This is a genomic window from Roseibium sp. (assembly GCF_965232425.1).
Lineage (GTDB): Bacteria > Pseudomonadota > Alphaproteobacteria > Rhizobiales > Stappiaceae > Roseibium.
In genome coordinates, this window is the sequence record NZ_OZ246971.1 from 1253555 (window position 1) to 1278962 (window position 25408).

Below are 25408 nucleotides of genomic sequence, written 5' to 3' on the forward strand. Positions count from 1 at the left end.
GGCGGAGTGCCGGGCACTCCGCCCTTTTTCGTTCTCCGGCCCGCTCGGTGATTGACCTTGCCCGCCCGGGGGACTATGCGGAAACGGACAAACCCGAATTCCAGCGAGATACCGTCTTGGCGAAGCAGATCGACGCCGCAGCCTTTGCCCCCCATGGCAGCCCTCCCGAACAATCCTGGCCGGTGATCCTGGAAACCAGGGGCTGGAAGGATTATCGCCTCCTCGACATGGGCGCGGGCGAAAAGCTCGAGCGTTACGGCCGCTTCACCATCGTCCGGCCGGAGCCCCAGGCGATGGGAACGCGCAAACTCAAGGACAGTGTCTGGAACCGCGCGGACGCGGTCTTCTCCGGCGATACGGAGGAGGAAGGGCCGGGACGCTGGAAGTTTTCCGGCAACGTGCCCGAAACCTGGCCGATGTCCTATGGCCCTGTCCGCTACAACGGCCGTTTCATGTCCTTCCGCCACGTCGGCGTCTTTCCGGAGCAGGCGGCGCACTGGGACTGGGTCAACGGCAAGGTGCGCGCCGAGCGGGAGCGCACTCCTGACAGGCCGCTGAAGATCCTGAACCTGTTCGGCTACACGGGCCTGGCGTCGCTTCTGCCGGCCACCGAGGGCGCACAGGTGACCCATGTGGATGCCTCCAAGAAGGCCATCGGCTATGCGCGCGAGAACCAGGCGCTCTCCGGACTGGAAGACCTCCCGATCCGGTGGATCTGCGAGGATGCGGCGAAGTTCGTTGCCCGGGAAGTGCGACGCGGCAACGCCTATGACGGCATCATTCTGGATCCGCCAAAATACGGGCGCGGGCCGAAGGGGGAGGTCTGGGATCTCTACACCAGCCTGCCGGGCATGCTCAGCGACCTGCGCCAGTTGCTGACCAGCGACTCGCTGTTCATGATCCTGACAGCCTATGCGATCCGCTCCAGCTTTCTTTCCATCCACGAGCTGATGGCGGAGACGCTCGCCGACCAGGGCGGACTTCTGGAATCGGGTGAACTCGTCATCGGCGAGGAAGGCGGAGACCGTGCGCTTTCAACCTCCCTCTTTTCCAGGTGGAGCAGCCGCTGAGCGCGGCTACTCTGCCGCGATCGCCGACCGGTAATTGTCATTCGACCATGTTTCGTCCGACTTGACGGCCTCCTCGTCCGCGGCGGGCTGCGCTGCGGTGGTTTCACCTGACTTGCGCCGGCGGGCGTAAACCATCGCGAACATGGGCGGGGCGAAATAGAACGAAATCACCGTCGACAGCAGGACGCCGCCGGCGATCGACATCGCAAAGGGCGGCCAGAAGCCGCCGCCGCCGAGGATCAGCGGCAGAAAGCCGCCGAACGTCGTCAGCGTTGTGGACACGATATGGCGGCTCGAGCCCATGACCACGTCGACCATTGCAGCCTGGTCGCCGTTCGCCGCGGCCTCGTTCTGCTGCATGCCCGTGAGGATGATGATCGCCGCGTTGATCGAGACGCCGATCGACCCGATCACGCCGATGATCGCGTTGATCCCGAACGGGTACTGGAACACCGCAAGCGCAAAGATGCTCAATCCCGCGGACAGACCGGCGACCGCAAGCGTTACGGCAGCAAGACGGAACGAATTGAAGGTCAGGACGATCGCCGCGATGGAGAGCGGCACGATCAGACCGAGGGAACCAATGAGGTTTTTCAGCGTGTCGTCCCTCGCGTCTGAATCTCCGCCTGTCTCCATGCGGTAACCGTCGGGCAGAGCGTATCCGGCACCTTCCAGCTCCGACTGGAGTTTTTTCAGAGCTTCTTCCGGCAGGACGCCATACTGGACAAAGGCCTGGACCGTGTTGGTGCGTTCACCGTTGCGGCGGTTGATCTGTCCCTCGGAGGGCTCCACACGCAGGTCGGCGATTGCGGACAGGGGCACCCCTTCGTAACCGGCCGTCCCGGGTACGCCGCTGCCCGGCAGGAGCGGCAGGCTGGCAATGCGCGCGAGATCACCCCGCTTCGCATCTCCCACGCGCACGCGCACCGGCAGTTCTTCCGTGCCCTCGATGAGGCTGCCCCCGGTCGCCCCCTCCAGTGTCGCTTCAAGCTGCCGTGCGACATCTGCGAGCCCGAGACCCAGAAGGCGGGCCTTGTCCTCGTCGACCGACAGTTTCAGCTTCGGGGATCCGCCGTCCAGCGTCGTGCGCACGACGGTTACTTCCTCGACGCGCGCCGCCAGGCGGCGCAGGATGTCCCCCTGCTCGCGCAAAACCTCCAGCGACGGGCCGACGAGGCGCAGCTCGACCGGCGCGTCCACGGGCGGGCCCTGAACCAGATCCCGCACAAGTATCCTCGCATTCGGAAACCGCGCAGACAGGTCCGCCTGGAGATCCGGGACAAGACGCGTGGTCGCGTCTTCGGACACGGTCGTGACAAGCGCCTGCGCGAAGGCCGGGGCCTGATCCCGGTTGCCGACAATGTTGTAGTAGAAGGCCGGGGCGCTTTTCCCGACGACCCAGGTGATCTGCTCAACGCCCTGTGTCCCGGCAAGCACCTGGTCGATTTCGCGGGCGGTCGACATGGTCTGCGAGATCGCCGTCCCATCCGCAAGCTCGACCTCGACGTGAAACTGGTTCCGGTCGACGCCCGGGAAGAACTGCGCGGTGAGCGTCGGCATGCTCATGAAGCCGATCACGGGCAACACGAGCGCGAACGCGACAGAGCTCGCCGGATTGCGCATCGCCATCTTCAGCGAGAACCGGAACGGGACCGACAGGAGCCGTGCCGGCGAGAACCCGCTGCGCCGTGCCTCTTCCGGACGCACGGGGAGCACCCAGCCGGCAATGGCGGCCGTCAGCGTCACGGCGACGACAAACGACCACAGCAACATGATGATCACGGCAATCGCGATCGCGCCGACAAAGTCTCCCGCCGGTCCCGGCAGCAGCACCATCGGCATGAAGGACAGTGCCGTCGTGACTGTTGACGCCAGCAACGGGGCGAACAGACGTCGGACCGCATTCCCGACCGCCTCGCGCCGGCTCAGCCCGCGTTGCAGCGCCTGCCCGATCTCGTCGGTCATGACGATCCCGGCATCCACCAGCAGCCCGAGCGCAACGATCAGGCCAGTCAGGGACATCTGGTGAAGCGGCAGGCCGATCATGCTCATCGTGGCGAAGGACGCGAGCGTGACCACAGGCAGCACCATGGCGACGATCAAGGCCGACCGGAACCCCATGGTTACCAGCAGAACCGCAACAACGAGACCCATGCCGATCGCGATGTTGAGGCCGACATTGGACAGGCGATCGATGGTGTAGAGGCTTTGGTCGAACACCAGCTGGTGTTCGATGGAATACGGCATGTCCGCTTCGAACCCGGCAATCTCATCACGTACCCGTTCCATCCAGGCGTCGACCTGGAGGCCGTCGGCAATTTTTGCGGCAACGAGGATCGCGGGCCGTCCGCCCGAAAAGGCGCGCTCCTCGACGGGTTCCCGTTTGCCCTTGCCGACCGTCGCAATATCGCCGACACGGGTCACGATACCCGTCCGGCCGGTCGTCACCGGGATCTGGCGGATCCTGTCCAACGCGGTGATTTCGCCTTCCACCTCGATCAGGAATTCACGCTCGGAGGCACGCAGGCGGCCGGCGCGCACCTTTGCGTCCGCGGATCTGATCGCAGTCGATACCTGTTCAACCGTCAGCGACAGGGATGCCAGGAGCGCCGGATCGATCCTGACCAGAATTTCCTCTTCCACCTCACCGAAGATCTCGACGGATTTCGTTCCGGGTACATTCCGCAGGACGTCGGACAACCCTTCGGCATAGCGCAGAAGGACCGCATCCGACACGCTGTCATGCCGCGGGACAAGGGCGCTGATCGAGGCAAACGCGCCCGCGCCTTCCGTGCTGAATTCCGGTTCCAGGACGCCTTGCGGAAATTCGCGGGTGGCATCGCCGATCTTGTCGCGGATCTCCGACCAGACCTGTTCGATCACATCGTCCTGCAAGGTGTCGAGGAGTTCGATCTGGATGATGGATATTGAGGAAGAGGACGTCGATTCGATCACGTCGATCTCTTCGATCTCGCGCAGTTCCTCTTCCACCTTCTCCGTCACCAGCGCTTCGACGCGCGCCGGGTCGGCACCGGGATAGACGGTGGTCACGGTTGCGAAGAGATTGGTGATCGTCGGGTCTTCCTGCCGGCCGATCCCGACCAGGGCGGACAGTCCGGCGGCAATGATGACGAGGATCGTGAGGGCGACCAGGCGCGGTTGCCTGAAGAACATCGTGTACATGCTCATGCCCCCTCACCGCTCAGGCCGACCTCTTGACCGACGACAACCCGGTGCACGCCCTCCGCAACGATGTTCGTGTCACCCGAAATCGTGCCGCGCACGAAGGATCGCGTCGCATCGGCGTGAAGCACCTCGACGGCTTCCCGCCGGATCTCAAACCTGTCTTCACCGGTGTCGGTGCGGATTTCGACCACCGCCAGCAGTGTCCAAAGGCCGCGTGGCCCTTCTTTCAGCGCTGCGGTCGGCACCCAGTAACCTTCGGTCTCGATCCGCTCTGTGAGCGACAGTTCGGCGAGGCGGCCGAATTGCGGCGCGGCATCTGCGCCGTCGAGCTCAAACAGGGTTTCGATCGTGCGCGTGCTGGTCTGAAGATCCGGACGCAGACCGGACAACCTTGCCTTGAACTGCCGTTCGGATATGCGGATCTGAAACGTGCCATTGCGATCGAGACGATCGACGACTTCCGGGGCCAGGCCGATACGCACCGTCGGTTTTGCCACTTCCAGCAGGCGAAGCACGGGCGCGCCGGGCGCGACGGTTGCCCCCTCGTCCAGCAGTCTCTCCCCGACCGATCCGTCGAAGGGAGCCGTCAATACGGATTTGTCGAGACTGATCTCGATGGCCTCGATCGCCGCATCAATCTGATCAAGCGTGGCGTCGAGCCGGGAGAGGGCAAGGCGGGCTTCATCCAGGATTTGGTCGCTGACATGACCGCCGTCGCGCAGTTTCTGGCGGCGCTCCAGCGTCAGCGTGGCAAGTTCCCTGTCGCTCTCCGCCGCCTTGCGGTTGGCGGTCTGACGCCTTTTTTCGGCTGCCAGCGCGCGGGTGTCCAGAACCGCGATCACCTCGCCCTTCCTGACGGGATCACCCTCATCGAACTCTATGGCGAGGATCGTGCCGGACAGTTCAAACCCGAGATCGGTCCGCCGGGCCGGTTCCAGGCGGCCGACAAAACTTCTGGTCACCTCGTATCCGGCCTGATGCTCGGGTTTGACAGGGCGAACCTCGACGAGCGGAGCCGCCTCCACGGCAGGTTTTTCCGCGGCGCGCATCTGGATCGTGGTGACGCCTATCATCACGGCCGCCGCCGCGATGCCGATATTGATCGAGAACGTCGTCAGGCTGACGAGCCTGCGGCCCAGTCTTTTCAGAAATCCATTGCCGGTCTTGCCCGTATCAGAAACAGAACTCTCGCTCGACATTGCTTTGTCCTCATCTTCCGTTTGACGGCAACCGCTCAAAGCCCGCATGAATCCTGAATGTGAACGGCTCTAACTATGTTATTGTTGCTAACATATGTTAGAAGAACTAACTTCGACAAGGGATTCGACGGAAAAAATTTCAGAAACAGCGAAAAATGGCCGAGAGTAAAATCAAGAAAAAGCGCGCCTATCATCACGGCGACCTGCGCGGACAGCTTCTTTCAGCAGCCAGAAATCTGCTCGAGGAACACGGGCCCGACGGGTTTTCCATGTCCGATGCCTGCCGTCTTGCGGGGGTCAGCACCGCAGCCCCCTACCGCCACTTCGCGAACAAGCAGGACCTGTTGCTCGAGGTCGCCAAGGACGGCCTCCAGAGGCTCGGAGCCGAGATGGAGGAAAATGCGTCGAAGTACGACAGAGGCACGGTGCCGTCGATTTCGGCCATCGGGCGCGTCTATGTCGATTTCGCGATCCGGGAACCGCATACCTTCCGGCTGATGTTCAGCACACGCTCGCATTCAGGACGCATCGAGGAACTGCGGGAAGTCGGCCGCGCCTCATATGGCGTGCTCCTGCGCGAAGTGGCGCGCTACCTGGGTGAGCAGGACATCACCGAAACCGTCACCCGTGCAGCCTTTCCCCTCTGGACACAGGTGCACGGTCTTTCCTTTCTGGCGATCGACGGCAAACTGGAAGTCACGGCCTTTCCGGTCGACATCGACGAGTCCATTCTGATCGCCACGGAACGGCTGCTGCCGCCCGCAGCCGACACCAAAGCTTGACCGGATCCCGCCTTGCGCCTAATCCAACGCGCAGGATCATCATTTCAAAACGCGGCTCGTCCGATGGCCGCCGGAGCGGGGCATGTCCCAGACAGGCAGAGACAAACGTCAGGGCGCGGTGAAACAGATCACCAGCCACGCCAACCCGATCGTCAAGGAGATCAAGGGACTGGTCGCCCAGCGCAAGCATCGCAGTCAATCCGGACTGTTCGTCGCCGAGGGCCTGAAGCTTGCGACCGACGCGCTGGAAGCCGGCTGGGAGGTGCGGTATCTCGCACTCGGTCCGGAAGCCAGGGAAAACCCGGTCGCCCAGAAGGCAGCCGCAACGGCGAAGGCCCGTGGCGCACTCATCCTGGAAGTGTCGACGGCCGTGATGTCCGCCATGACGCGCAAGGACAACCCGCAGATGGTTGTCGGCGTCTACGAACAGAAAATCCTTGATGCGAAGGACATCGACCCGACCGGGAGCACGCTCTGGGTCGCACTCGACCGGGTCCGGGACCCCGGAAACCTCGGCACGATCATCCGGACCGTGGACGCCATCGGCGGCAGCGGTGTCATGCTGGTCGGCGATTGCACGGATCCATTTGCGGTCGAAACCGTGCGCGCAACGATGGGGTCGCTGTTCCATGTTCCCTTGGCCAGAATGAGCAAGGACGCGTTCAAGTCCCTTGCCGGAACCTGGCCCGGGACGGTTGCGGCAACCCACCTGAAGGGGTCCGTGGACTACCGCACGCCCGAATACGCGGATCCGGTGCTTCTGGTCATGGGCAATGAACAAAAGGGGCTGGAAGACGACATGGCCGCCGCCTGCCCGACCCTGATCAGAATTCCACAGGCCGGCCAGGCCGACAGCCTCAATCTGGCGGTCGCGACCGGCGTCGCCCTTTATGAAATCCGCCGCAAACATCTGGAGCTCTGAAGTCATGCGTCTTTTCGTCTTCGGCGTCGGTTTTTCGTCCAGGGCCTTCATCGAGGAATGCCGCGACCGGTTCGACTGGATCGGCGGAACCACCCGTTCGGAAGAAAAAGCGGAAGTGCTGGAGGACATGGGCGTCGCTCCTTTTCTCTTCAACGGAGAAGACCAGGGAGACGGCATTGCCGAAGCGCTCCAAACGGCGACACATGTGCTCGTTTCCATCGCGCCGAACGAGACGGGCGACCCCGTGCTCAACCTGCATGGCGATGACATCGCCGCAGGCAGACCCGGCTGGCTCGGATATCTGTCGACCGTCGGCGTCTACGGCAATCACGACGGCGCCTGGGTGGATGAAGACACACCTTGCCGGCCGGTTTCAAAACGGTCGGTGCAGCGGGTTGCCGCAGAGACCGCGTGGCTCGATTTTTCCGCACAGCATGGCGTCCCGGTTCAGATCTTCCGCCTCTCCGGGATCTACGGCCCCGGCAGGAACACGTTCGAGAATTTCCGCAAGGGCAGAGCCCGTCGTCTCGTGAAACCCGGCCAGGTCTTCAACCGTATTCACGTGGCCGATATTGCAGGTGCCCTGAAACTTGCGATCGAAAAGCCTGAAACGCGGATCTACAATATCACCGACGATGAGCCGGCGCCGCCGCAGGATGTCGTCACCTATGCCGCGGAGTTGCTCAGCGTGACGCCGCCACCTGAAATCCCTTTCGAGACCGCGGACCTGACGCCCATGGCACGATCCTTTTACGGCGAGAACAAACGCGTTTCGAACGCGCGGATCAAAACCGAACTGGGATATACTTTCCGCTATCCCAACTACAGGGTCGCCTTGAAAGACCTGCTGACAACCCTCTAAGATGCGCTGAAGCGCTCGCAGCCCGCCTGGTGGTTCACCCCGATGCGAATAGCATGGAAGATCTTTGGAATATCGCTGATCGTTTTCGTGATCATGGCAACAGCCGCCACCTATTCGATTTACAAAATATACGAGATCAACAAAGAGCTTCAGCTGATTTCGAGCGTGTTTTCGCCCCTCCGGCACGAGGTCGCGCAGATCGAAGTCATCGCACTTCAGGAAGAACTCGAGCTGGAGCGGGTTGAAAAGCTGGAAGCGGAACTGCGCGCCGATCGTCTGGAGGCGCTCAGTTACGGCAAGAGCGCGGCCGAGATCGACGCCGCGGTCACGCAGAACCCGGAGCTTGTTGCCCGCATCCGCCACCTGGAGGAGCGGCTCGAAACCGGTCTGGCGCAGTTTGAAACCAGCGCGAACAAGGTGGAAGAGCTGCTCCGGTCCGCCGAAAACCGTGTCCGGGACGCTCAGGACGAGGCCTCGTCGCTGCAAGACAAACTGGAGCTTGCGGCCCTTTACCCGACCCTGATCGCGATCGAGACCCAGCACAGCAGTTTTCACGGTCATGCGCTCAATCTCGTCAAATCCGCCGATCTGCCGCCGGCAACGCGGGAGAATCTGGAAGAACAGCTGGAGAGCGAAGAGCAAAAACTCATCGAGAGACTGGACTCCTTGAGAGAACATGTCAGCGCGTTCACGGACCAGTCGATTGCAACGGCGGCGCTGCATGAACAGCAGGCGCTCTACGCCAGCATTGCGGCGACGGCAACGGCGGGGCTGCTTGCCCTGCTCCTGTCCTCTCTGGTGATTTCCGGAATACTCAGACCCATGCGCGCCCTCTCCTCGGGTGCGAAGCGCGTGGAAGAAGGTGATTTCGAGATCGAGCTCAAACCGCTTTCCAAGGACGAGATCGGCTCCCTGACACGCAGCTTCAACACGATGGTCGACGGGTTGCGCAGCACCCAGAGGATCAAGGACACGTTCGGGCAGTATCTCGACCCGCGGGTCGTCTCGGGTCTGATCGCAGATCAGTCGGATGCAACGGCGGGTCAGAAGAAGGTGGTCTCGGTCTATTTCTCGGACCTTGCCGACTTCACCACGATCTCCGAGCAATTCACGCCCGCAGGCCTCGTCCGCGTGCTCAACCGCTACCTCGACCTGATGTCGTCGGAGATCACCGCGCGGGAAGGCGTCATCGACAAATATATCGGCGACGCGATCATGGCCTACTGGGCGCAGCCGTTCTCCGATGACGGCAACCAGGCCGCGCTTGCGGTGGAGAGCGCCCTGACGAATGTTCACCTCATGAAGCAGTTCCAGCATGAACTTCCGGAGCTGACCGGCCTGCAGAAAAACCTGCCTGTCCTGCGGCAGAGGATCGGCATCGCCACCGGAGAAGCGGTGATCGGGTCGATCGGGTCGGCCAAGACCAAGAATTACACCATCATGGGCGACACGGTGAATCTCGGTGCGCGCCTAGAGGCTGCGAACAAGATCTACGGGACGCAGATCCTTGTGTGCCAGAGAACACGGGACACCGCGGCCGGTATCGAGTTCAGGGCGATCGACAAGATCCAGGTGAAAGGCAAGACGGAACCGACCAGAGTTTATGCGCCGCTCGCCCACACAAGCAAAATGACCGATACGCTCAGGCAACTGCAGACAGATTCCGAGGCCGCGCTTCAGGCCTTTTCCGACGCGAACTGGTCCGAGGCGCGGGCCGGGTTCGAAAAGATACTTGCCGCGCATCCTCACGATGGGATCGCGGCCGTTTTCCTGAACCGGCTCGACCTGATTTCAACCCAGGGAGCACCAGCAGACTGGGACGGTGTCTGGCACCTGAATACGAAATAGCGACCCAAGGACGGGGCAGACAGCATCAAGCGCATTTGGCGGCGGGACTTGACGCCGCAGCATCGGCGACCCAGCTTCGGTGCAAAGCTGTCAGCCGGCTGGCCGCAACACAAAGGAAAGACACATGAGCAATTGGCGCGTTTACCTGTCAGGTGAAATTCACACGGACTGGCGCGAGCGGATCATCGAAGGCGTCAAGGCCCTCGACCTGCCGGTCGAGTTTTCCGCACCGGTCACCGATCATGGCGCCAGTGACGATTGCGGCGCCCACATACTCGGCGATGAGGACAAGAAATTCTGGTACGATCACAAGGGTGCCAAGGTCAACGCCATCCGCACCCGTACGCTGATCGAAAAGGCCGACATCGTGGTCGTACGCTTCGGCGACAAGTACAAACAATGGAACGCCGCCTTCGATGCCGGTTACGCCTCGGCTCTCGGCAAGTCGCTGATCGTCGTCCACGACCCGTCGCTCACCCATCCGCTCAAGGAGGTCGACGGCGCGGCCCTGGCGGTCGCAGAAACCTCCGAACAGGTCGCAGAGATCCTGAAATATGTCATTCTGGGGCAGCTGGATCGCTGACCCTGTCCGCAGCGCGCGCCCGCGGACAACCGCGCGCACGTTGATGATGAATTTCCAGTGCGCGGGCATCACCTTGCCCGCGACCGTCTCTGCGCTAAGTTGGCGCCATCTTGAAATTAACAAATTTCTTACCATAATAAGTGACACTAAGCTTTCCCGCGCCACTTAGCCGGGAAAGTAGAACCCTTCATAAAATGAACTGCGCACAGGACTGCGGCAGCGAAGAGTAGCTGCGCGGAAGAGCGTTTATTTTTGAAGGAAAACTGAGGAGTACTTCAGTCACCTTTGAAACAGTGTCATCAAGACGTTGAAAAGCTGGGATATGAACCCCGCGTGTATGTCTAGATGCGTAATTTTGGAAAGCAAGCTCCATGCAACATGGAAACGTAAGATGGTTCGATCAGCGCCGCGGTGTCGGTACGATCCAACCCGAAGACGGCGAGGATATTCTCGTCGAGATTTCAGCCCTGCACCGGTCAGGCATCGACACCTTGAAGGAGGGCCAGCTCGTGGCGTTCGATCTCGAGTGGCGCCGCGGTCAGATGGTAGCTGAAGATCTGAAAGTCCTGTAAGCTCACCTTACGGATCTTTCCGACAGCAAGGGCGGTTCGACCGCCCTTTTTTATTGGGGGACACATGCAAACTGACGAAAGGCTGCAGGAAGGTATCGCCGCGCATCGCAACGGCGACCTTGCGAGCGCGCAGGACATCTACCTCGAAATCCTGGGCAAGAACCCGGAAGACGCGGACGGTTTGCACTTCCTCGGCCTGCTTCACTTCGATGTCGGGCGCGCTGACAGCGCGATCGAATTGATCCAGAGATCTCTCGAAATCAATGGAAGCAACACATCGGCCCTGAACAATCTGGGCAACATCCTGAAGCTCACCGGCGAACCGAAAGGTGCGCTTGCTGCCTATGTTCAGGCCGTTGAATACGAACCCCGGCACCCGGAAGCATGGAAGAACATCAACGTGCTGCTGCGCAATACCGGCGACTATGAAGGGCTTTTGACCATCATGTCGGAGATCGTGCGGCTGGATCCCGAAAACCCCGAAGCATGGCACACATACGGTCTTGCCAATATGTTCCTGGGGCGCAGCGAAGAGGCAACCGACGCGTTCAACAAGTCGCTGGAAATTGACTCGCCAACATCTCCGAGTGCCGTCTGGCGCGCACGCATCCTTGCCGCCGAAGGCCGTGAGGATCTCGCGCTGAAACACCTTGAGCGGATCGTCGACGCCGACCCGAACAACAAGGCGGCGCAGTATCATCTTGCAGCCGTGCGCGGAGACGAGCTTGAGGGCGCTCCGAAAGACTATGTTACAGGACATTTCGACAAGTTTGCCGCGAGCTTCGACGAAGTTCTGGAAAAACTGGGATATCGGGCACCGGACCTGGTTGCCGAAGATGTCGTCGCCCTGGCGGAGAAGGAGACCGCCAAGTTCCAGGACGTGGTCGACCTGGGCTGTGGAACCGGGCTTTGCGGTCCGCTGATCCGCGACCACTGCGTGAAGCTGACCGGTGTCGACCTGTCCAAGGGGATGATGCAAAAAGCAGCCGAGCTGGAGGTCTACGACTTTCTGGTGGAGGGCGAGCTTGTCTCGTTCCTGAGCGATGACCTGCCAACCCGGTTCGACCTTGCCGTCTGCGTCGACACTTTATGCTACATCGGCAATCTCCAGCCTTTCATGGAGGCCCTGGCCAAGGCGCTCAAACCTGGAGGACGGCTGATCGCAAGTGTCGAACACCTGGAAGACGGCAGCGCGCGGGGTTTTCGCGTCGACAGCTCGGGACGCTATGCGCATACGCCGGACTACATCCGGAAATGTGCCGAAAGCGCATCCCTCATTTACGCACAGGACCGAAAGGACGTCCTGCGCCGGGAACTCGGCAAGGACGTGCAGGGCCTGATCTTCCAGGTGATGGCGCCGCAATCATCCTGAGCGCGGGCAGGCTGAGGCCGGGCGGGGCTGGCCAGAAGCAAACCATCGTGTTTTTTATGTCAACTCCGGCCCGCTTGCGGCCACAACCATTGCGATCTGCCAGGAAAATGCCTTGCCGTCCAATCCGCCAAATCGCGGTGCACTCGGGTTCATCCTTGTCACGCTGATCATCAACTCCATGGGCATCGGACTGATGATGCCGGTCATGCCGTCCCTGCTGACGGAACTGACCCAGCTGCCGGTGAGCGAAGCGGCGCGATGGGGCGGCGCCCTGAGCGTCATCTATGCGTTGATGCAGTTCGTGTTCGGACCGACACTTGGAAATCTGTCCGACCGCTTCGGCCGCCGCCCGGTCCTTCTGGTGTCCATGTTCACCATGGCGGTCGACTATCTGGTCATGGCCCTGTCGTGGAACCTGCTGGTGCTCTTCATCGGCCGCACGATTTCCGGCGTCGCCGGCGCCACGTTTTCGGCAGCCTCCGCCTACATAGCCGATGTCTCATCGAAGAAAGACCGGGCCAAAAACTTCGGCCTTGTGGGGGCCGGGTTCGGTGTCGGGTTCGTGCTTGGCCCGATGATCGGCGGCTTCCTCGGGGAATATGGCCCTCGGGCGCCCTTCTTTGCGGCAGCGGCGCTGTCCTTCGTCAACTTCCTCTTCGGTTATTTCATACTGCCTGAAACGCTCAAGCAGGAGAACCGCCGCCCATTCGACTGGAAACGGGCAAACCCGCTCGGTGCATTGAAGCAGATCGCCAAGTTTCCCGCCGTACGTACGCTGCTCCTTGCTCTCTTCCTTTTTGACATCGGCCATTATGTCTATCCCGCGATCTGGAGCTTCTTCACGCAAGAAAGATTTGCCTGGACGCCAGCCGATATCGGCTTGTCACTCGCGCTTGTCGGCGTCGGGTTCGCGATCGCCCAAGGCTACCTGATCCGCGTCATCGAACCGAAGTTCGGGGCCGGCCGCACGCTCTTCATCGGATTGAGCGCAAACCTCGTGGCCATGACAGGCCTTGCGTTCGCCGAGAGCGGCTGGATGGCCTACGCGATGATCGTTTTCGCCTCACTCGGCGCTCTGGCGACACCCGCCTTCACGGGTCTTATGTCCAATCGCATACCGGACAACGCGCAAGGTGAATTGCAGGGCCTGATTTCAGCCGTGGCCGGCCTGTCCATGGTCATCAGCCCGTTTGTCATGACGCAGACCTTTGCCTATTTTTCCGCACCCGGCGCGCCGTTCTATTTTCCCGGTGCGCCCTTCGCACTCGCCTGGCTGCTGATCCTGGCTGCGATGCTGATCGCGCTGCCGTTCCTGAAGCTCGGGAACACGCTTTCCGACAGTGCCGAGCCCGGTAACCGAACCCCGTAGCGGAGCATCAAAGCATGACGGACGCCCCTGATCTTGATGGCCCCAGACGTCTTCCCGATGACGGCTTACCGGTGCGCCGGCTTGTCGTTCTGCTGCACGGGTATGGTGCCGACGGCAACGACCTGATCGATCTCGGCCGTTTCTGGCAGGCCCTGCTTCCGGACGCGGCTTTCATCGCACCGCACGCGCCTGAACCTCTGCCGTTTGCCGGGTTCGGCGGACGCCAATGGTTCGCCCTGAGCGAACGCACGCCGGCAGAATACCGGATCGGCGCGGAGGCAGCCCGGCCGGTTCTTGACCGGTTCCTGGACATGGTGCTGGCAGAGTTCGCCCTGAAAGACGACGCTCTTGCGCTGTTCGGTTTCAGCCAGGGTGCCATGATGGCGCTGCAGTGCGGCCTCAGGCGAAGCCGGCCACCGGCCGCCCTTCTCGCCTATTCCGGTCTGCTCCCGGGAGCCGACCGGCTTCAAGGGGTTCAGACGGAGAGCCCGGTTCTCATCGTTCACGGCGAGGACGACGATGTCGTTCCCAGCTATCATGCAGCTGTGGCCAGCGACGCATTGTCAGGCGCCGGAGTCGAAACGGACCTCCATGAACTGCCCGGGCTCGGCCATTCCATCGACGACAGGGGCGTGACGCTGGGCGGGCGTTTTCTTCAGGACGCCTTTTCCGGAAGGCCGTGAGACGCCGGACTGCAGGCCGTTCCAGGGTTAACGGCATGTTTACTTGATTAAGTGAATATTAAGAGAACTCCGCCTGCCCAGAACGGTCAGGTGAACCCGGGACCACGCCCATGCAAATCACAGTCGAAACCACGACACAGAGTGCAAGCCTGTTTTCCGCCTCGTTTTCGAGCAATGGTCCGGAAGGATCCAGACCCGGCCCGAAAGGCAACGCATACGGGCACGAAATCGGCCAGCGCAACGGCCTCAACAAGACCGCCCCCGCTTCCGCTCTCGAAGCCGCCAGCAAGAAAGCCGAGGAAGACGCGGTCGTGATCGCAGCGCTTCAGCAGGCCGTGGAAAAGGGCAAGGGCGAGGACGAGGAAGAAAGCCGTGAGCGCGCTCTGGCAACGGTCGAAGACTATCAGAAAACGGCCGGAAAACTGCAGGCAGCACTCGGTGAAGAAGACAGCGGCGTGTCGGCATCCGTTGCCTATGAAAGCGCATCGATTTCAACAACCACGATCGAAGCCGAGATTGGCGGAGAAACGATATCCGCGCAGTTCGTCTCCTACGAGCGGGTATCCTACGACAGCGAAACGGGACTGTCGGTCCGCTCGGCCAGCGCGGCCACGATCGAGGGAGACTTCGGCGACAGCTCGTTCAGCTATCTGAGCGCATCGGTCAGCGAACTCTATGCCGGAACCGGCGAACAGGTTTCCAACCTGGCCAACCGGCTCGCCTGAACGACCTGATCCCTGATGCCGGCGGACGAACCGCCGTGCAAAGTCCATCGGCCCCGCCCCTGAGGCGGGGTTTTGCTTTTGGTGCGCGATGATCCTGGCCAGTCAAACTCCGTAAATAGACTTGTCACTCCGACTGAAGCGCAGCGAAAGGCCGGAACCCAGCAACCACTTGTTTCTCCGTCTTCTTTCAGTCACTAGAGACAGCGGGTCCCGGTCTTGCCGCTCACGCGGCAAACCGGGAAGACAAATCCGGGACGCGTTCCGCATTCCGACCTGGTCACAAGCGGAAACAATCCTGAATTGACCGGTGACAATCGATCCCTTCCACCAATCCTGGCGGCAATGCCTCTGCGCCGATTTTTTGGACCGCACCTCTCCCGAAGAATCTGTTATCGACGCTGTCGACCCGTACCCGAAGAGGGTGCGGACACGGGAGAAAAGCGCATATGATCACCTGTTACATCAAATACGAGATCAATCCGGCCAAGACGGCGGAGTTTGAAGAATATGCCCGCATGTGGATCCCGCTCGTGGAGAAGTTCGGCGGCACCCATCACGGCTACTACCTGCCGCATGAAGGTCCGAACGATCTCGCGGTCTGCCTGTTTTCGTACCCGTCCCTTGCAGCATATGAAGCCTATCGCGCGCAAAGCATGGAAGACGAGGCATGCCGGAAGGCGATCGCCTTTGCGGAGGAAACGGACTGCATCCGCCGATATGACCGGCACTTTCTGAGGCCCGTGACGGCTGACGGCTGACGCCTTAGCGTTGACGTCGGCGCGCGCCAGCCGCCTCAATTCCTAAGATCGTCACGCAATGGGGCTCGCCCCGTGACCGCATCAGCTCTTGGCTTTTTTCAGATAGGCAACGAGCACATCCAGCGCCGCCTGAAGGTCCGACTTGTGGATCATCTCGGTGACCGTGTGAATGTAGCGTGTCCCGACCACGATGCCGACGGCCTTGGCGCCCGCGGCAGCCTGCTGGGCCGCTGCGCCGTCCTGGCCACCGGCCGCGAGCATGGTGCGCTGGAACGGGATCTTTTCCTTCTGCGCCAGCGCCTCGAATTCCTTCACGAGGTCCCGGTCCGCGATGAAACTGCTGTCCTTGACATGAAGGCCGAAGCCGTTGCCCTGAACGGTAGTGCGGTCCTGTTCGGGCACACCCGGCGTGTCGCAGGCAAGGGTCGTGTCGACGCCAAGACCGATATCCGGCTTGATGGCGAAGGACGAAGTCCGCGCGCCGCGCAGTCCGACTTCCTCCTGACAGGTGAACGCGACATGGATTTCGCATTCGTGCCTGGCCTTGCCGAGACCCTTGACGGCCTCGATCCCGAGCCAGCAGGCAATGCGGTTGTCGAGCGCCTTCGAGACGACCTTCTCGCCGATTTCGATCAGCGGCTCGTCCATCGTCACCATGTCGCCGACATTGATCACATCCTTGGTCTTTTCGCCCAGACCCAGATCGACCACGAAGTCCTTGGGCTCGGGAATTTTCTTGCGTTCTTCCGGGGACGAGATGTGGATCGGCTTGCCGCCCGGGTTCATGACCCCCTTGAAGTCGCCATCATCGGTGGAGACAAGAACGCGGCGCGAGAACAGGTTCCGCGCATCAAAGCCGCCGACCGGCTGAACGTGCAGAAACCCCTTGTCGGTGACATGGGAGACCAGAAAACCGATCTCGTCCATATGGCACAGCAGCATGACCTTTTTCGGGGCGCCTTTCCTGGGAGCCTTGCGGCTGTCACGCCGGCACAGAAGCGATCCCATCGGGTCGACCGTGACCTCGTCGAAAAGCCCCTTGATCTCATCCTGGATAAGCGCGCGCACGCGGTGCTCGTGGCCCGGCACACCCGGAGTTTCGCAAAGTCGGCGCAGTAGATCGATATTCATGGGACGTCCTGTTGGGGGTATTGGCAATCGGGGCGATCCTAGTCCGAAATCAACCTCCGGATAAAGGGTCGCCAGTGTGTATTGCGGGTTGTATCTGTGGCAAATCGGGAAATTCAGCAGAATTCCAACTATTCGCTTAACCTGTTGCTCTCCAAATTTGCCATTTGAGGCCTATCTTTAAAAAATTGCCATTGCAGTGTCGCAATTGGTCGCAAACATTTAATCAACGATCACATAAGCGTATGATGCCGGTTTGCGAACAGGCGCTGCCCCTACGAATTTGACCACCCCGGGACTGACCATGACCCAGAAAAAGCGTTTCATCCTATCGATTGACGGCGGCGGTGTCCGCGGCCTTATTCCCCTGCGCGTGCTTGAATCCCTCGAGGCCCGGTTGGGTCAGCGCGGCGTCAACAAACCCTTTCACCAGATGTTCGACCTGATGGCCGGCACGTCGACCGGCGGCCTGATCACAGCCGGATTGAGCGCACCGCGGCCGGGCGGCAAAGCGGGCGAAGCGGCCGCCACGATCGACGAGCTGCGTGCGTTCTACGAACGCGAAGCCAGGGATATCTTCACAAACTCCATCACCGCGCGCTTCGCACGTGCCGTCACAAATCCGCTTGGCCTGTTCGACGAAACCTATGACGCGCGTCCGCTGGAGAAGCTGCTCAAGGAGCGTTTCGGCTGGACCTCCATGGCAAGCGCGCTGACCAAACTCGTGCTGACAGCCTACGACATCGAGCAGCGCAAGGCTGTCTTCATGACGAACGGACTGGAGGAAAATGGCGGCCGGCCCGACGACTATTATTTCTGGCAAGCCGTGCGGGCGACGACTGCAGCGCCTTCCTATTTCGAACCGGCGCGCGTTGAAAACCTGAGCCGCAAACGCGAAGAGGCCCTGGTCGACGGGGGCGTGTTCATGAAGGATCCGGCGATCGCAGCCTATCTTGAGACACGCAAGCTCGGCTGGGAGGGCGACGAGATCGTCATTCTCTCCCTCGGCACCGGCCGCGCCTCGGAACGGCCATTTCCCTACCAGGAGGCTATCGGCTGGGGAGCCCTCGGCTGGATGCAGCCATCAAAGGGTGTCCCGATCCTGTCCATCTTCTCCGACGGACAATCGCAGACCGCCGAGTACCAGGCGGAGCACCTGTTCGGCCTGATGGACAACGTCACCTATCACCGTCTCGATACCGCACTGGAACCGGAAGCCGAGGACATGGACAACGCCCGCCCGGGCAACATCATCCTGCTGAATGGTGCGGCTGACCGGATCATTCGGGACAACACCGTTCTTCTCGACGAGTTCGCCGATCTGTTGAAAGCGCAGGTGGAAACCTCGGAAACAGATGCGCAGGGGGCCGATCTGGTGCATGCTGCCTGAAGGCGCGCGCCGCCGCGACCAATCTCCCGCCAAGCGGCCCGCAGGGAACATGCACGAGGCACTGACGTGAGCAAGTCCCAAGCAGCGAAACGGATGTCCTGCAAGCTGCCCCTTGCCGGTTTCGGTCTCCTTTTGGGTCTGAGTTCAGCCGGACCGGCGCTTGCAAATCCGATGCCCGTTCCCGCAGACAAACCGGCACGGAGCGTCGCCGAAATCACCCAGCCGAGCGTCCCCACCGTTGCCGGGGTTCCGGTACCGGTGAGGAAACGCGATGTCCCGGAAGGATATGTCGCCGAAACGCCGAAACTCGTGCTGCGCTCGCAATTGCCGGCGAAGGACTATTTCGGCGCGGCGGACGGCCCTGCGCCGCTGAAAGCACGGGCGATCGGATCCTACGCAAAAGGTTGCCTGGCGGGCGGTGCCTCGCTTCCCGCAGACGGTCCGACCTGGCAGGTGATGAAGCTTTCCAGGAACCGAGCATGGGGTCATCCCGACCTGATCGACTATCTGAAGGATCTTGCGGCGGATGCTCCCAAGGTGGGCTGGAACGGTCTGCTCGTCGGTGATCTGGCGCAGCCGCGCGGCGGACCGATGCTGTTCGGCCACTCCAGCCACCAGATCGGACTTGATGCCGACATCTGGCTGAGGGAAATGCCGAACCGGCGCCTGAGTGCCGAAGAGCGCGAGGAAATTCCCTTCATCTCGATGCTCAAGGGGCCGCTTGACGTCAAGGGCGCCGACCGCAGCGTCGACCCGGCCAAATGGACAGACACGCATGCGCGGCTGATCCGCCGGGCAGCGTCCGACGCTCGTGTCGCCCGTATCTTCGTCAATCCGACGATCAAAAAGGCGCTCTGCGAATTCGAAAAGAGCAAGGACCGCGCCTGGCTCCGGAAGGTGCGGCCGTGGTGGGGCCATCACTATCATTTTCATGTCCGGCTCTCCTGTCCGGCAGGAAGTGCCGGCTGCAAGAACCAGGACCCGCCGCCGCCCGGCGACGGCTGCGGATCGCACCTGGCCTACTGGCTCTCCGATGAACCGTGGGTGCCGAAGAACCCGCCCAAGGCGGGCGAGAAACCCAAGGTCGTCAAGAAACGCCCGATGGCGCTTGCGGCGCTTCCAAAAGACTGCAGGACGGTTCTGACGGCGAACTGACCGCGTCCCCACCCCCCTCCTGTCGCGCTCCGACGGGCGAGTATGACCGGCTGGCAGGCCTCGCTTTCTCGCGTTCCCGATCCGCAACACGCCACGCCAATCGGCGCTTTGTCTTCGACGTCGGGCACCTTGCGGCCGGTTCATTCCAAAAAGTTGAAAAAAAGCAACGGATTTCCGGCCTTCGCGCTCGCATTTTTCTGGTCGAAAGCAAATTGCGGTGGTAAACGGGCGGCCATGACGACGAAGACGCTTTCCAACATCCGAAATTTCTCCATCGTTGCCCACATCGATCACGGCAAATCGACCCTGGCCGACCGCCTGATCCAGATGACGGGAACGATGACCGATCGCGAAATGACCGATCAGGTTCTCGATTCCATGGATATCGAGCGCGAACGCGGCATCACCATCAAGGCGCAGACCGTCCGGCTCATCTACAATGCCAAGGACGGCCAGCAATACACGCTGAACCTGATCGACACGCCGGGCCACGTGGACTTCGCCTACGAGGTGTCCCGCTCGCTTGCCGCCTGCGAAGGTTCGCTGCTTGTGGTCGATGCGTCGCAGGGCGTGGAAGCGCAGACGCTAGCCAACGTCTATCAGGCGATCGACAACGACCACGAAATCGTCACCGTCCTGAACAAGATCGACCTCCCCGCTGCCGAGCCGGACCGGATCAAGGAACAGATCGAGGATGTCATCGGCATTGACGCGTCGGATGCCTGCATGATCTCCGCCAAGACCGGGCTTGGCGTGGAAGACGTCCTGGAAGCGATCGTCCAGAAGCTGCCCGCCCCGGAAGGCGATCCGGACGACACGCTGAAGGCGATGCTAGTCGACAGCTGGTACGACACCTATCTCGGCGTGATGGTTCTGGTGCGCGTCATCAACGGCACCCTCAAGAAGGGCCAGAAGATCAAGATGATGGGCACCGGCGCGTCCTATGACGTCGACCGGGTCGGCGTCATGACGCCGAAATTCATCCAGGTGGACGAGTTGCGGTCAGGCGAAATCGGCGTCATCACCGGCTCGATCAAGGAAGTGGCCGACACGAGGGTCGGCGATACCATCACGCTGGACAAGAAACCCTGCACCGAGCCGCTGCCGGGCTTCAAGCCGGCCCAGCCGGTCGTGTTCTGCGGCCTGTTTCCGGTCGATGCCAACGATTTCGAAGACCTGCGTGCGGCGATGGGCAAGCTGCGCCTCAACGATGCAAGCTTCTCCTTCGAGATGGAAACGTCGGCGGCGCTCGGCTTCGGCTTCCGCTGCGGCTTTCTCGGCCTGCTGCACCTGGAGATCATTCAGGAGCGGCTGTCGCGCGAATTCAATCTGGACCTGATTGCAACGGCCCCGTCCGTTGTCTACCAGATGACGCTGACCGACGGCTCAGATGTCGAGCTGCACAACCCGGCCGACATGCCGGATGTCGTCAAGATTTCCGAAATCCGTGAACCGTGGATCCGGGCGACCATCATGACCCCGGACGAGTATCTGGGCGCGATCCTGAAACTGTGCCAGGAACGGCGCGGCATCCAGGTGGACCTGTCCTATGTAGGGAGCCGTGCCATGGTCTCCTACGACCTGCCGCTCAACGAAGTCGTCTTCGATTTCTACGACCGGCTGAAGTCGGTCTCCAAGGGCTATGCCTCGTTCGACTACCAGATTTCCGACTACCGGGCCGGCGATCTCGTCAAGATGTCGATCCTGGTCAACGAGGAACCGGTCGACGCGCTGTCCGTGCTGGTGCACCGCAGCCAGGCGGAGCGGCGCGGCCGCGCCATGTGCGAAAAGCTGAAGGACCTGATCCCGCGGCACATGTTCAAGATCCCGATCCAGGCCGCCCTCGGCGGACGCGTCATTGCCCGCGAGACGATCGCCGCGCTGCGCAAGGACGTGACCGCGAAATGCTACGGCGGCGATGCCACCCGCAAGCGCAAGCTTCTGGAAAAGCAGAAGGCGGGCAAGAAGAAGATGCGCCAGTTCGGCAAGGTCGAAATCCCCCAGGAAGCCTTCATCCAGGCCCTCAAGATGGACGAGTGAACAGGGGTGCAAGCGCTGGAGGCACGGTTCAGCCGCGCGCGCAGCCTGTCCAACTCCCGTTCTTGCCGGACCTGATCCGGCAGTCCACGCCCTGACGCCTTCACACGCATAAGCCGTACCAGATGGGACCGGAACGGCATGGATGCCATGGTCAAGCCATGGCATGACGGCAAACGCTTGCCGGTGCGCGTTGCTGTCGTTGTCTTCGCGGCAAATCCCGATGAGTTTATTTTTAAATCAAAATAAATATCGCAAATAATACTATAATTACGCAATACAAATGCCACTTTCTTATCTAATTTATTTTGTAATTTAATATTCGAATCGAACAATAAAGTAATAATTCTTCCAATTCAAAATTCATCGGCAGCGCGCCGAGTGAAACCGCCTAGGCATTTGCAAGCTCTCAAGTCTATCCAACCACCCTTGAGGAAATTGCGATGAGCACTGCAAACGACTCTTTTGCCGCCGCGCCCGGTGAGGGGCTTCTGACCTTTTACCTGGCAGATGCCGACACCAACGAGATCATCCGATACTTGTCACCCGGCGACGACATCAGCCCGGACGACTATTCAGGCCGGAACGTCACGATCGCTGCCCGGGCGCACGAGGACGGGCCTGCCATCGGCAGCGTGGAGCTGTCGCTCGGCGGCACGACCCGCGTTGAAAATGTCAGCCCGTTCGCGCTTTTCGGCGACATCAATGGCAACTACAGCGGCACGACCGGGTTCACATCTGGTGACCAGTCCCTCAGCGTCATGGTCTATAGCGGTCCGAACAAGACGGGGAGCCTGCTTGATTCCTTTTCCCTGCCCTTCAGCTTCGAAGACGGCTCGCCCGGGGATGACGAAGGGCCTGACGACGACCCGGTCACGGTCGCACCGGACGCCCTGATCAACCAGTTCGACCACGTGTTCTTCCATTTTGACGGCAACAACAACGATCCGGACGATATCGCCGCAATACCGGTTGCCGCCCTCCTGGCAAAGGCGGCCGGGATCGAGGACAAGACGACGCTGCTCTATGGCAACAATCTTGCCGAGGCCAATGCGAACGGGCGCAAGGCCAAGCTCGATGACGGCGGCGAATTCGCGAAGAGCCTCGGCCTTGATGCCCATAACTACCAGGACGACATCGACGGCACCACGGCCCTGCTCGTCGAGAAGCTGAATTCGGGTCAGAAGGTCCTGATGATCGAGGGCGGTCCAATGGAAGCCGTCTACCGTGCGCTTGAGCAGACCGACCCGTCGAACCACGCAAACATCACGCTCCTGTCCCATTCCAGCTGGAACGAAAACCGGGACGTCATCAACAATCCGAGCGATCCGGACCTGACCGCAGCCAGAACGTGGGACGATATCCGCGATGACTTTCCCGAGGTCACGCAAATCGACATCCGGGACCAGAATGACGGCAACAACAACTCCAAGGGTTTCAACAACAGCGGCTGGTCCTGGCTGGACGCAGCCGACGATCCGACGCTGCAGGATGCGCGCGATATCATGGACACAGCCGGCTCCACCAAGAAGAATGATCCGTCCGACGCGGGCATGTTGTTCTACGCCCTCACCGGGATCGAGAACGGCACGCCGGAAGACGCCAGATCCTTCATCGAAGGCTCGCCCGCCTTCGGAGGGCCGGGGGCTCCGGCAAATACCGCGCCGGTGGCAAACGCCGACACCGCATCCACATCGGCCGGCGAACCGGTCGTCATCGACGTCCTTGCCAATGACAGCGATGCGGACGGGGATGCCCTGACCATCACGATCACCGAGCCACCGGCAAGCGGCAGCGCGGAGGTCAGTAACGGCAAGATTGTTTTTACGCCGGATGCGGACGCTGCCGGTGAACAGTCGTTCCAATATGAAGTTTCCGACGGGAATGGCGGCGTCAGCGGCGAAGCGACCGTCACGGTCACAGTGACCGGCACAGGTTCCGATCCGGACGAGGCCTCGGACTATCTCACGTTCAACTTCGTCGACACGGACACGAACGAGGTCATCACCACGCTGAGCGACGGCGACGTACTTGCCGCGGACCTGTTCGAGGGACGCAACGTGTCGATCGCCGCCTACCATCTCGACGCGGACAGTCCGGTGGAGAGTGTCCGGCTCACGCTCGGATCGCAATCCCGCCTGGAGAACGTTGAGCCTTATGCGCTCTTTGGCGACACCAGGGGAGACTTCTATGATGGCATGATGCTGGAAGCAGGTCCGCAGGAACTTCAGTTCAGCGCCTATAGCGAGGACAAGGGTGCCGGCGACCTGCTGGAAACCATGACCCTGCAATTCACCGTCGAGGACACCGGGCTCGGGCTGACCTGACCGGCTCGCAGACTGACAAACCCGTCTCGGCCCACCGCACCCATATGCGGTGGGCCGATGACACAAAGCGATCAGTCAACGGTGACGACCTGGCCCGTGATCGCACCTTCGACGCATTTGGCATAGGCCAGGCCGACGCGTCTTGAGGAGACCAGGTCGTGGCCGGGGAACCAGGCACCGTACTGCTCCGCCGAGACTTCGAGCAGACCGGGGCTGACCACGTTGATCCTCCGGCTTCCCGGCATGTCGATCGCCGCCGATTTGACAAAACCGGCGAGCGCTCCGTTCGCGATCGCGGCCCCGGTTCCCATCAGGACAGGGTCCCGATCCAGAATGCCGCTGGTCAATGTGAACGAACCGCCGTCCCGGACCGTTGTCAAACCGGCCAGAACGAGCCCGACCTGCGTAAGCGCCTTGTTCTCAAGACCGAACCGGTACTTCTCGACGCTCATGTCCCCAAGGCGCGCGAATTCGACCTCGCCGGCGGCCGAGACGACCGCATCGACTGGACCGGTCGCCCGGTACATAGCCTCGACACTCTCGGGCGATGCCAGATCCACGCGCACGTCGCCCGAGTTGCGGCCCGCCGTGATGATTTCGTGCCGTCCGGAAAGTTCGTCAAAAGCCGCCTTTCCGACGTCGCCCGACGCTCCGACGAGAATGATCTTCATGACACCTCTCCTTCAATTTTCTTGTAAGTCGCGATCTTGTGGGCAAGCACGCCCGCGCAGCGGTCCAGTTCGGCCCGGCGCTTATGGAGGCGCTCTTCATGATTGAGCAGCACCGCCTTACGCTCCGCAATACTTGCCTCGCCCTGGCGGTAAAGCGCTGCAAACCGCCGCATTTCCTTCATCGGCATACCGGTCTTGCGCAGCCAGTAGAGCAGGATGAGCCAGTCGACGTTTTCCGGCGAAAAGCGCCGCAAGCCGTCGGGTCCGCGCTCGATCGGCGGCACAAGACCGGACTTTTCGTAGAACCTGATGGTATCGACACTCAGGCCGGACCTTGTTGACGCTTCTGAAATCCGCATGAGGAGATTCTCCGGGTTGGGGCAAACTTACCCGTCTGGAGCGACTCCAGGTCAAGGCCAATTCGTCTCGCGGTCAAAAAACAGAAACGGCGCCGGACAGGGTCCAGGCGCCGTTTTCTGTTCTTGTTAAGTGTGACTGCCCGGCTGGCCGGACATGTCTGGCTTCTCATGAGACCGGCCTTTCAGCCGGTCCGGGGGTCAACGCCGGTTGAACGGCAGGTCCGCGAGTTCCCGCGGGCTCATGCGCTGGATGGCCGGATGGGACAGGGGATCGGTCCGATCGTACCAGGACGGCGATGTCGCCTTGGTCTGGCGGCGTAAAAGCAGTTTCATCATGAGTTTCAGTCTCCTTTTTATTGTATTTTTGGGCATGCCAAATTCCTTTTATGAATTTAGCTATGCTGGATATT

22 protein-coding genes are annotated in these 25408 nt (G+C 61.2%); 16 read left to right on the plus strand and 6 right to left on the minus strand.

Annotation, left to right across the window (positions count from 1 at the left end; genetic code table 11):
- Positions 1 to 116: 116 nt before the first annotated feature.
- Positions 117 to 1070 (plus strand): class I SAM-dependent methyltransferase, encoded by a 954-nt coding sequence (locus tag ACO08A_RS05765; protein WP_422040229.1) that lies wholly within the window; start codon positions 117 to 119, stop codon positions 1068 to 1070.
- A gap of 6 nt (positions 1071 to 1076) precedes the next feature.
- Here the strand turns inward: ACO08A_RS05765 and ACO08A_RS05770 are convergent, their stop codons facing one another.
- Both ACO08A_RS05770 and ACO08A_RS05775 read right to left on the minus strand, forming a co-directional pair.
- Complete coding sequence (locus tag ACO08A_RS05770) at positions 1077 to 4259, minus strand: efflux RND transporter permease subunit (RefSeq protein WP_422040230.1); 3183 nt, start codon at positions 4257 to 4259, stop codon at positions 1077 to 1079.
- On the minus strand, positions 4256 to 5455 hold the full coding sequence (locus tag ACO08A_RS05775; RefSeq protein WP_422040231.1) for an efflux RND transporter periplasmic adaptor subunit: 1200 nt from the start codon (positions 5453 to 5455) through the stop codon (positions 4256 to 4258). The genes ACO08A_RS05770 and ACO08A_RS05775 overlap by 4 nt, the downstream gene beginning before the upstream one ends.
- A gap of 155 nt (positions 5456 to 5610) precedes the next feature.
- On the opposite strand from ACO08A_RS05775, the gene ACO08A_RS05780 reads away from it, so the two are divergent.
- The 11 genes from ACO08A_RS05780 (at position 5611) to ACO08A_RS05830 (ending at position 15931) form a co-directional block, all read left to right on the plus strand.
- A complete protein-coding gene (locus tag ACO08A_RS05780; RefSeq protein ID WP_422040232.1) occupies positions 5611 to 6237 on the plus strand; it encodes a TetR/AcrR family transcriptional regulator in 627 nt (208 codons plus the stop codon).
- Between the two features lie 82 nt (positions 6238 to 6319).
- Complete coding sequence (locus ACO08A_RS05785; RefSeq protein WP_422040233.1) at positions 6320 to 7159, plus strand: TrmH family RNA methyltransferase; 840 nt, start codon at positions 6320 to 6322, stop codon at positions 7157 to 7159.
- Positions 7160 to 7163: 4 nt separating this feature from the next.
- Complete coding sequence (locus ACO08A_RS05790; RefSeq protein ID WP_422040234.1) at positions 7164 to 8021, plus strand: SDR family oxidoreductase; 858 nt, start codon at positions 7164 to 7166, stop codon at positions 8019 to 8021.
- Positions 8022 to 8063: 42 nt separating this feature from the next.
- Entirely contained in the window at positions 8064 to 9869 is a 1806-nt protein-coding gene (locus ACO08A_RS05795) for an adenylate/guanylate cyclase domain-containing protein (RefSeq protein WP_422040235.1), read from the plus strand.
- A gap of 124 nt (positions 9870 to 9993) precedes the next feature.
- Complete coding sequence (locus tag ACO08A_RS05800) at positions 9994 to 10452, plus strand: YtoQ family protein (RefSeq protein ID WP_420335603.1); 459 nt, start codon at positions 9994 to 9996, stop codon at positions 10450 to 10452.
- 371 nt (positions 10453 to 10823) lie between these two features.
- Positions 10824 to 11024: a cold-shock protein gene (locus ACO08A_RS05805; RefSeq protein ID WP_421981354.1), complete on the plus strand. Its 201-nt coding sequence runs from the start codon at positions 10824 to 10826 to the stop codon at positions 11022 to 11024.
- A gap of 64 nt (positions 11025 to 11088) precedes the next feature.
- A complete protein-coding gene (locus tag ACO08A_RS05810) occupies positions 11089 to 12396 on the plus strand; it encodes a tetratricopeptide repeat protein (protein ID WP_422040236.1) in 1308 nt (435 codons plus the stop codon).
- 112 nt (positions 12397 to 12508) lie between these two features.
- Complete coding sequence (locus ACO08A_RS05815) at positions 12509 to 13765, plus strand: TCR/Tet family MFS transporter (RefSeq protein WP_422040237.1); 1257 nt, start codon at positions 12509 to 12511, stop codon at positions 13763 to 13765.
- A 14-nt stretch (positions 13766 to 13779) separates the two neighbouring features.
- Positions 13780 to 14448 carry an alpha/beta hydrolase gene (locus tag ACO08A_RS05820; RefSeq protein WP_422040238.1) on the plus strand — a complete coding sequence of 223 codons (669 nt, stop codon included), beginning with the start codon at positions 13780 to 13782 and terminating at the stop codon, positions 14446 to 14448.
- Positions 14449 to 14558: 110 nt separating this feature from the next.
- Positions 14559 to 15173, plus strand: coding sequence for a hypothetical protein (locus tag ACO08A_RS05825; RefSeq protein WP_422040239.1), 615 nt, complete (start codon positions 14559 to 14561; stop codon positions 15171 to 15173).
- A 446-nt stretch (positions 15174 to 15619) separates the two neighbouring features.
- Positions 15620 to 15931: an NIPSNAP family protein gene (locus tag ACO08A_RS05830; RefSeq protein ID WP_422040240.1), complete on the plus strand. Its 312-nt coding sequence runs from the start codon at positions 15620 to 15622 to the stop codon at positions 15929 to 15931.
- An 81-nt stretch (positions 15932 to 16012) separates the two neighbouring features.
- Here ACO08A_RS05830 and ACO08A_RS05835 read toward each other — a convergent pair whose 3' ends face one another.
- The gene (locus tag ACO08A_RS05835) at positions 16013 to 17062 is read right to left on the minus strand and encodes a M42 family metallopeptidase (protein WP_422040241.1); all 1050 of its coding nucleotides are present in this window, start codon (positions 17060 to 17062) and stop codon (positions 16013 to 16015) included.
- A 301-nt stretch (positions 17063 to 17363) separates the two neighbouring features.
- Between ACO08A_RS05835 and ACO08A_RS05840 the strand changes: the two genes are divergently transcribed.
- From ACO08A_RS05840 to ACO08A_RS05855, 4 genes are all read left to right on the plus strand, one after another.
- A complete protein-coding gene (locus tag ACO08A_RS05840; protein WP_422040242.1) occupies positions 17364 to 18449 on the plus strand; it encodes a patatin-like phospholipase family protein in 1086 nt (361 codons plus the stop codon).
- A gap of 66 nt (positions 18450 to 18515) precedes the next feature.
- Positions 18516 to 19604: a penicillin-insensitive murein endopeptidase gene (gene mepA / locus ACO08A_RS05845; protein WP_422040243.1), complete on the plus strand. Its 1089-nt coding sequence runs from the start codon at positions 18516 to 18518 to the stop codon at positions 19602 to 19604.
- 234 nt (positions 19605 to 19838) lie between these two features.
- Entirely contained in the window at positions 19839 to 21644 is a 1806-nt protein-coding gene (gene lepA / locus ACO08A_RS05850; protein WP_421981346.1) for a translation elongation factor 4, read from the plus strand.
- Between the two features lie 440 nt (positions 21645 to 22084).
- A complete protein-coding gene (locus ACO08A_RS05855; protein ID WP_422040244.1) occupies positions 22085 to 23968 on the plus strand; it encodes an Ig-like domain-containing protein in 1884 nt (627 codons plus the stop codon).
- A 71-nt stretch (positions 23969 to 24039) separates the two neighbouring features.
- Here the strand turns inward: ACO08A_RS05855 and ACO08A_RS05860 are convergent, their stop codons facing one another.
- From ACO08A_RS05860 to ACO08A_RS05870, 3 genes are all read right to left on the minus strand, one after another.
- Positions 24040 to 24639, minus strand: a complete 600-nt coding sequence (locus tag ACO08A_RS05860) for a short chain dehydrogenase (RefSeq protein ID WP_421981344.1) — start codon at positions 24637 to 24639, stop codon at positions 24040 to 24042.
- Positions 24636 to 24998 carry a MerR family transcriptional regulator gene (locus tag ACO08A_RS05865; protein WP_422040245.1) on the minus strand — a complete coding sequence of 121 codons (363 nt, stop codon included), beginning with the start codon at positions 24996 to 24998 and terminating at the stop codon, positions 24636 to 24638. The genes ACO08A_RS05860 and ACO08A_RS05865 overlap by 4 nt, the downstream gene beginning before the upstream one ends.
- A 198-nt stretch (positions 24999 to 25196) precedes the next feature.
- Positions 25197 to 25334 (minus strand): hypothetical protein, encoded by a 138-nt coding sequence (locus ACO08A_RS05870; protein ID WP_422040246.1) that lies wholly within the window; start codon positions 25332 to 25334, stop codon positions 25197 to 25199.
- Positions 25335 to 25408 lie beyond the last annotated feature (74 nt).

What these genes read in the sequence shown, in the direction of transcription:
- ACO08A_RS05770 (WP_422040230.1), bottom strand. Translation starts at nt 4,259, where the DNA reads ATGAGCATGTACACGATGTTCTTCAGGCAACCGCGCCTGGTCGCCCTC.
- ACO08A_RS05775 (WP_422040231.1), bottom strand. Translation starts at nt 5,455, where the DNA reads ATGTCGAGCGAGAGTTCTGTTTCTGATACGGGCAAGACCGGCAATGGA.
- ACO08A_RS05780 (WP_422040232.1), top strand. Translation starts at nt 5,611, where the DNA reads ATGGCCGAGAGTAAAATCAAGAAAAAGCGCGCCTATCATCACGGCGAC.
- ACO08A_RS05785 (WP_422040233.1), top strand. Translation starts at nt 6,320, where the DNA reads ATGTCCCAGACAGGCAGAGACAAACGTCAGGGCGCGGTGAAACAGATC.
- ACO08A_RS05790 (WP_422040234.1), top strand. Translation starts at nt 7,164, where the DNA reads ATGCGTCTTTTCGTCTTCGGCGTCGGTTTTTCGTCCAGGGCCTTCATC.
- ACO08A_RS05795 (WP_422040235.1), top strand. Translation starts at nt 8,064, where the DNA reads ATGCGAATAGCATGGAAGATCTTTGGAATATCGCTGATCGTTTTCGTG.
- ACO08A_RS05800 (WP_420335603.1), top strand. Translation starts at nt 9,994, where the DNA reads ATGAGCAATTGGCGCGTTTACCTGTCAGGTGAAATTCACACGGACTGG.
- ACO08A_RS05805 (WP_421981354.1), top strand. Translation starts at nt 10,824, where the DNA reads ATGCAACATGGAAACGTAAGATGGTTCGATCAGCGCCGCGGTGTCGGT.
- ACO08A_RS05810 (WP_422040236.1), top strand. Translation starts at nt 11,089, where the DNA reads ATGCAAACTGACGAAAGGCTGCAGGAAGGTATCGCCGCGCATCGCAAC.
- ACO08A_RS05820 (WP_422040238.1), top strand. Translation starts at nt 13,780, where the DNA reads ATGACGGACGCCCCTGATCTTGATGGCCCCAGACGTCTTCCCGATGAC.
- ACO08A_RS05825 (WP_422040239.1), top strand. Translation starts at nt 14,559, where the DNA reads ATGCAAATCACAGTCGAAACCACGACACAGAGTGCAAGCCTGTTTTCC.
- ACO08A_RS05830 (WP_422040240.1), top strand. Translation starts at nt 15,620, where the DNA reads ATGATCACCTGTTACATCAAATACGAGATCAATCCGGCCAAGACGGCG.
- ACO08A_RS05835 (WP_422040241.1), bottom strand. Translation starts at nt 17,062, where the DNA reads ATGAATATCGATCTACTGCGCCGACTTTGCGAAACTCCGGGTGTGCCG.
- ACO08A_RS05840 (WP_422040242.1), top strand. Translation starts at nt 17,364, where the DNA reads ATGACCCAGAAAAAGCGTTTCATCCTATCGATTGACGGCGGCGGTGTC.
- lepA (WP_421981346.1), top strand. Translation starts at nt 19,839, where the DNA reads ATGACGACGAAGACGCTTTCCAACATCCGAAATTTCTCCATCGTTGCC.
- ACO08A_RS05855 (WP_422040244.1), top strand. Translation starts at nt 22,085, where the DNA reads ATGAGCACTGCAAACGACTCTTTTGCCGCCGCGCCCGGTGAGGGGCTT.
- ACO08A_RS05860 (WP_421981344.1), bottom strand. Translation starts at nt 24,639, where the DNA reads ATGAAGATCATTCTCGTCGGAGCGTCGGGCGACGTCGGAAAGGCGGCT.
- ACO08A_RS05865 (WP_422040245.1), bottom strand. Translation starts at nt 24,998, where the DNA reads ATGCGGATTTCAGAAGCGTCAACAAGGTCCGGCCTGAGTGTCGATACC.
- ACO08A_RS05870 (WP_422040246.1), bottom strand. Translation starts at nt 25,334, where the DNA reads ATGATGAAACTGCTTTTACGCCGCCAGACCAAGGCGACATCGCCGTCC.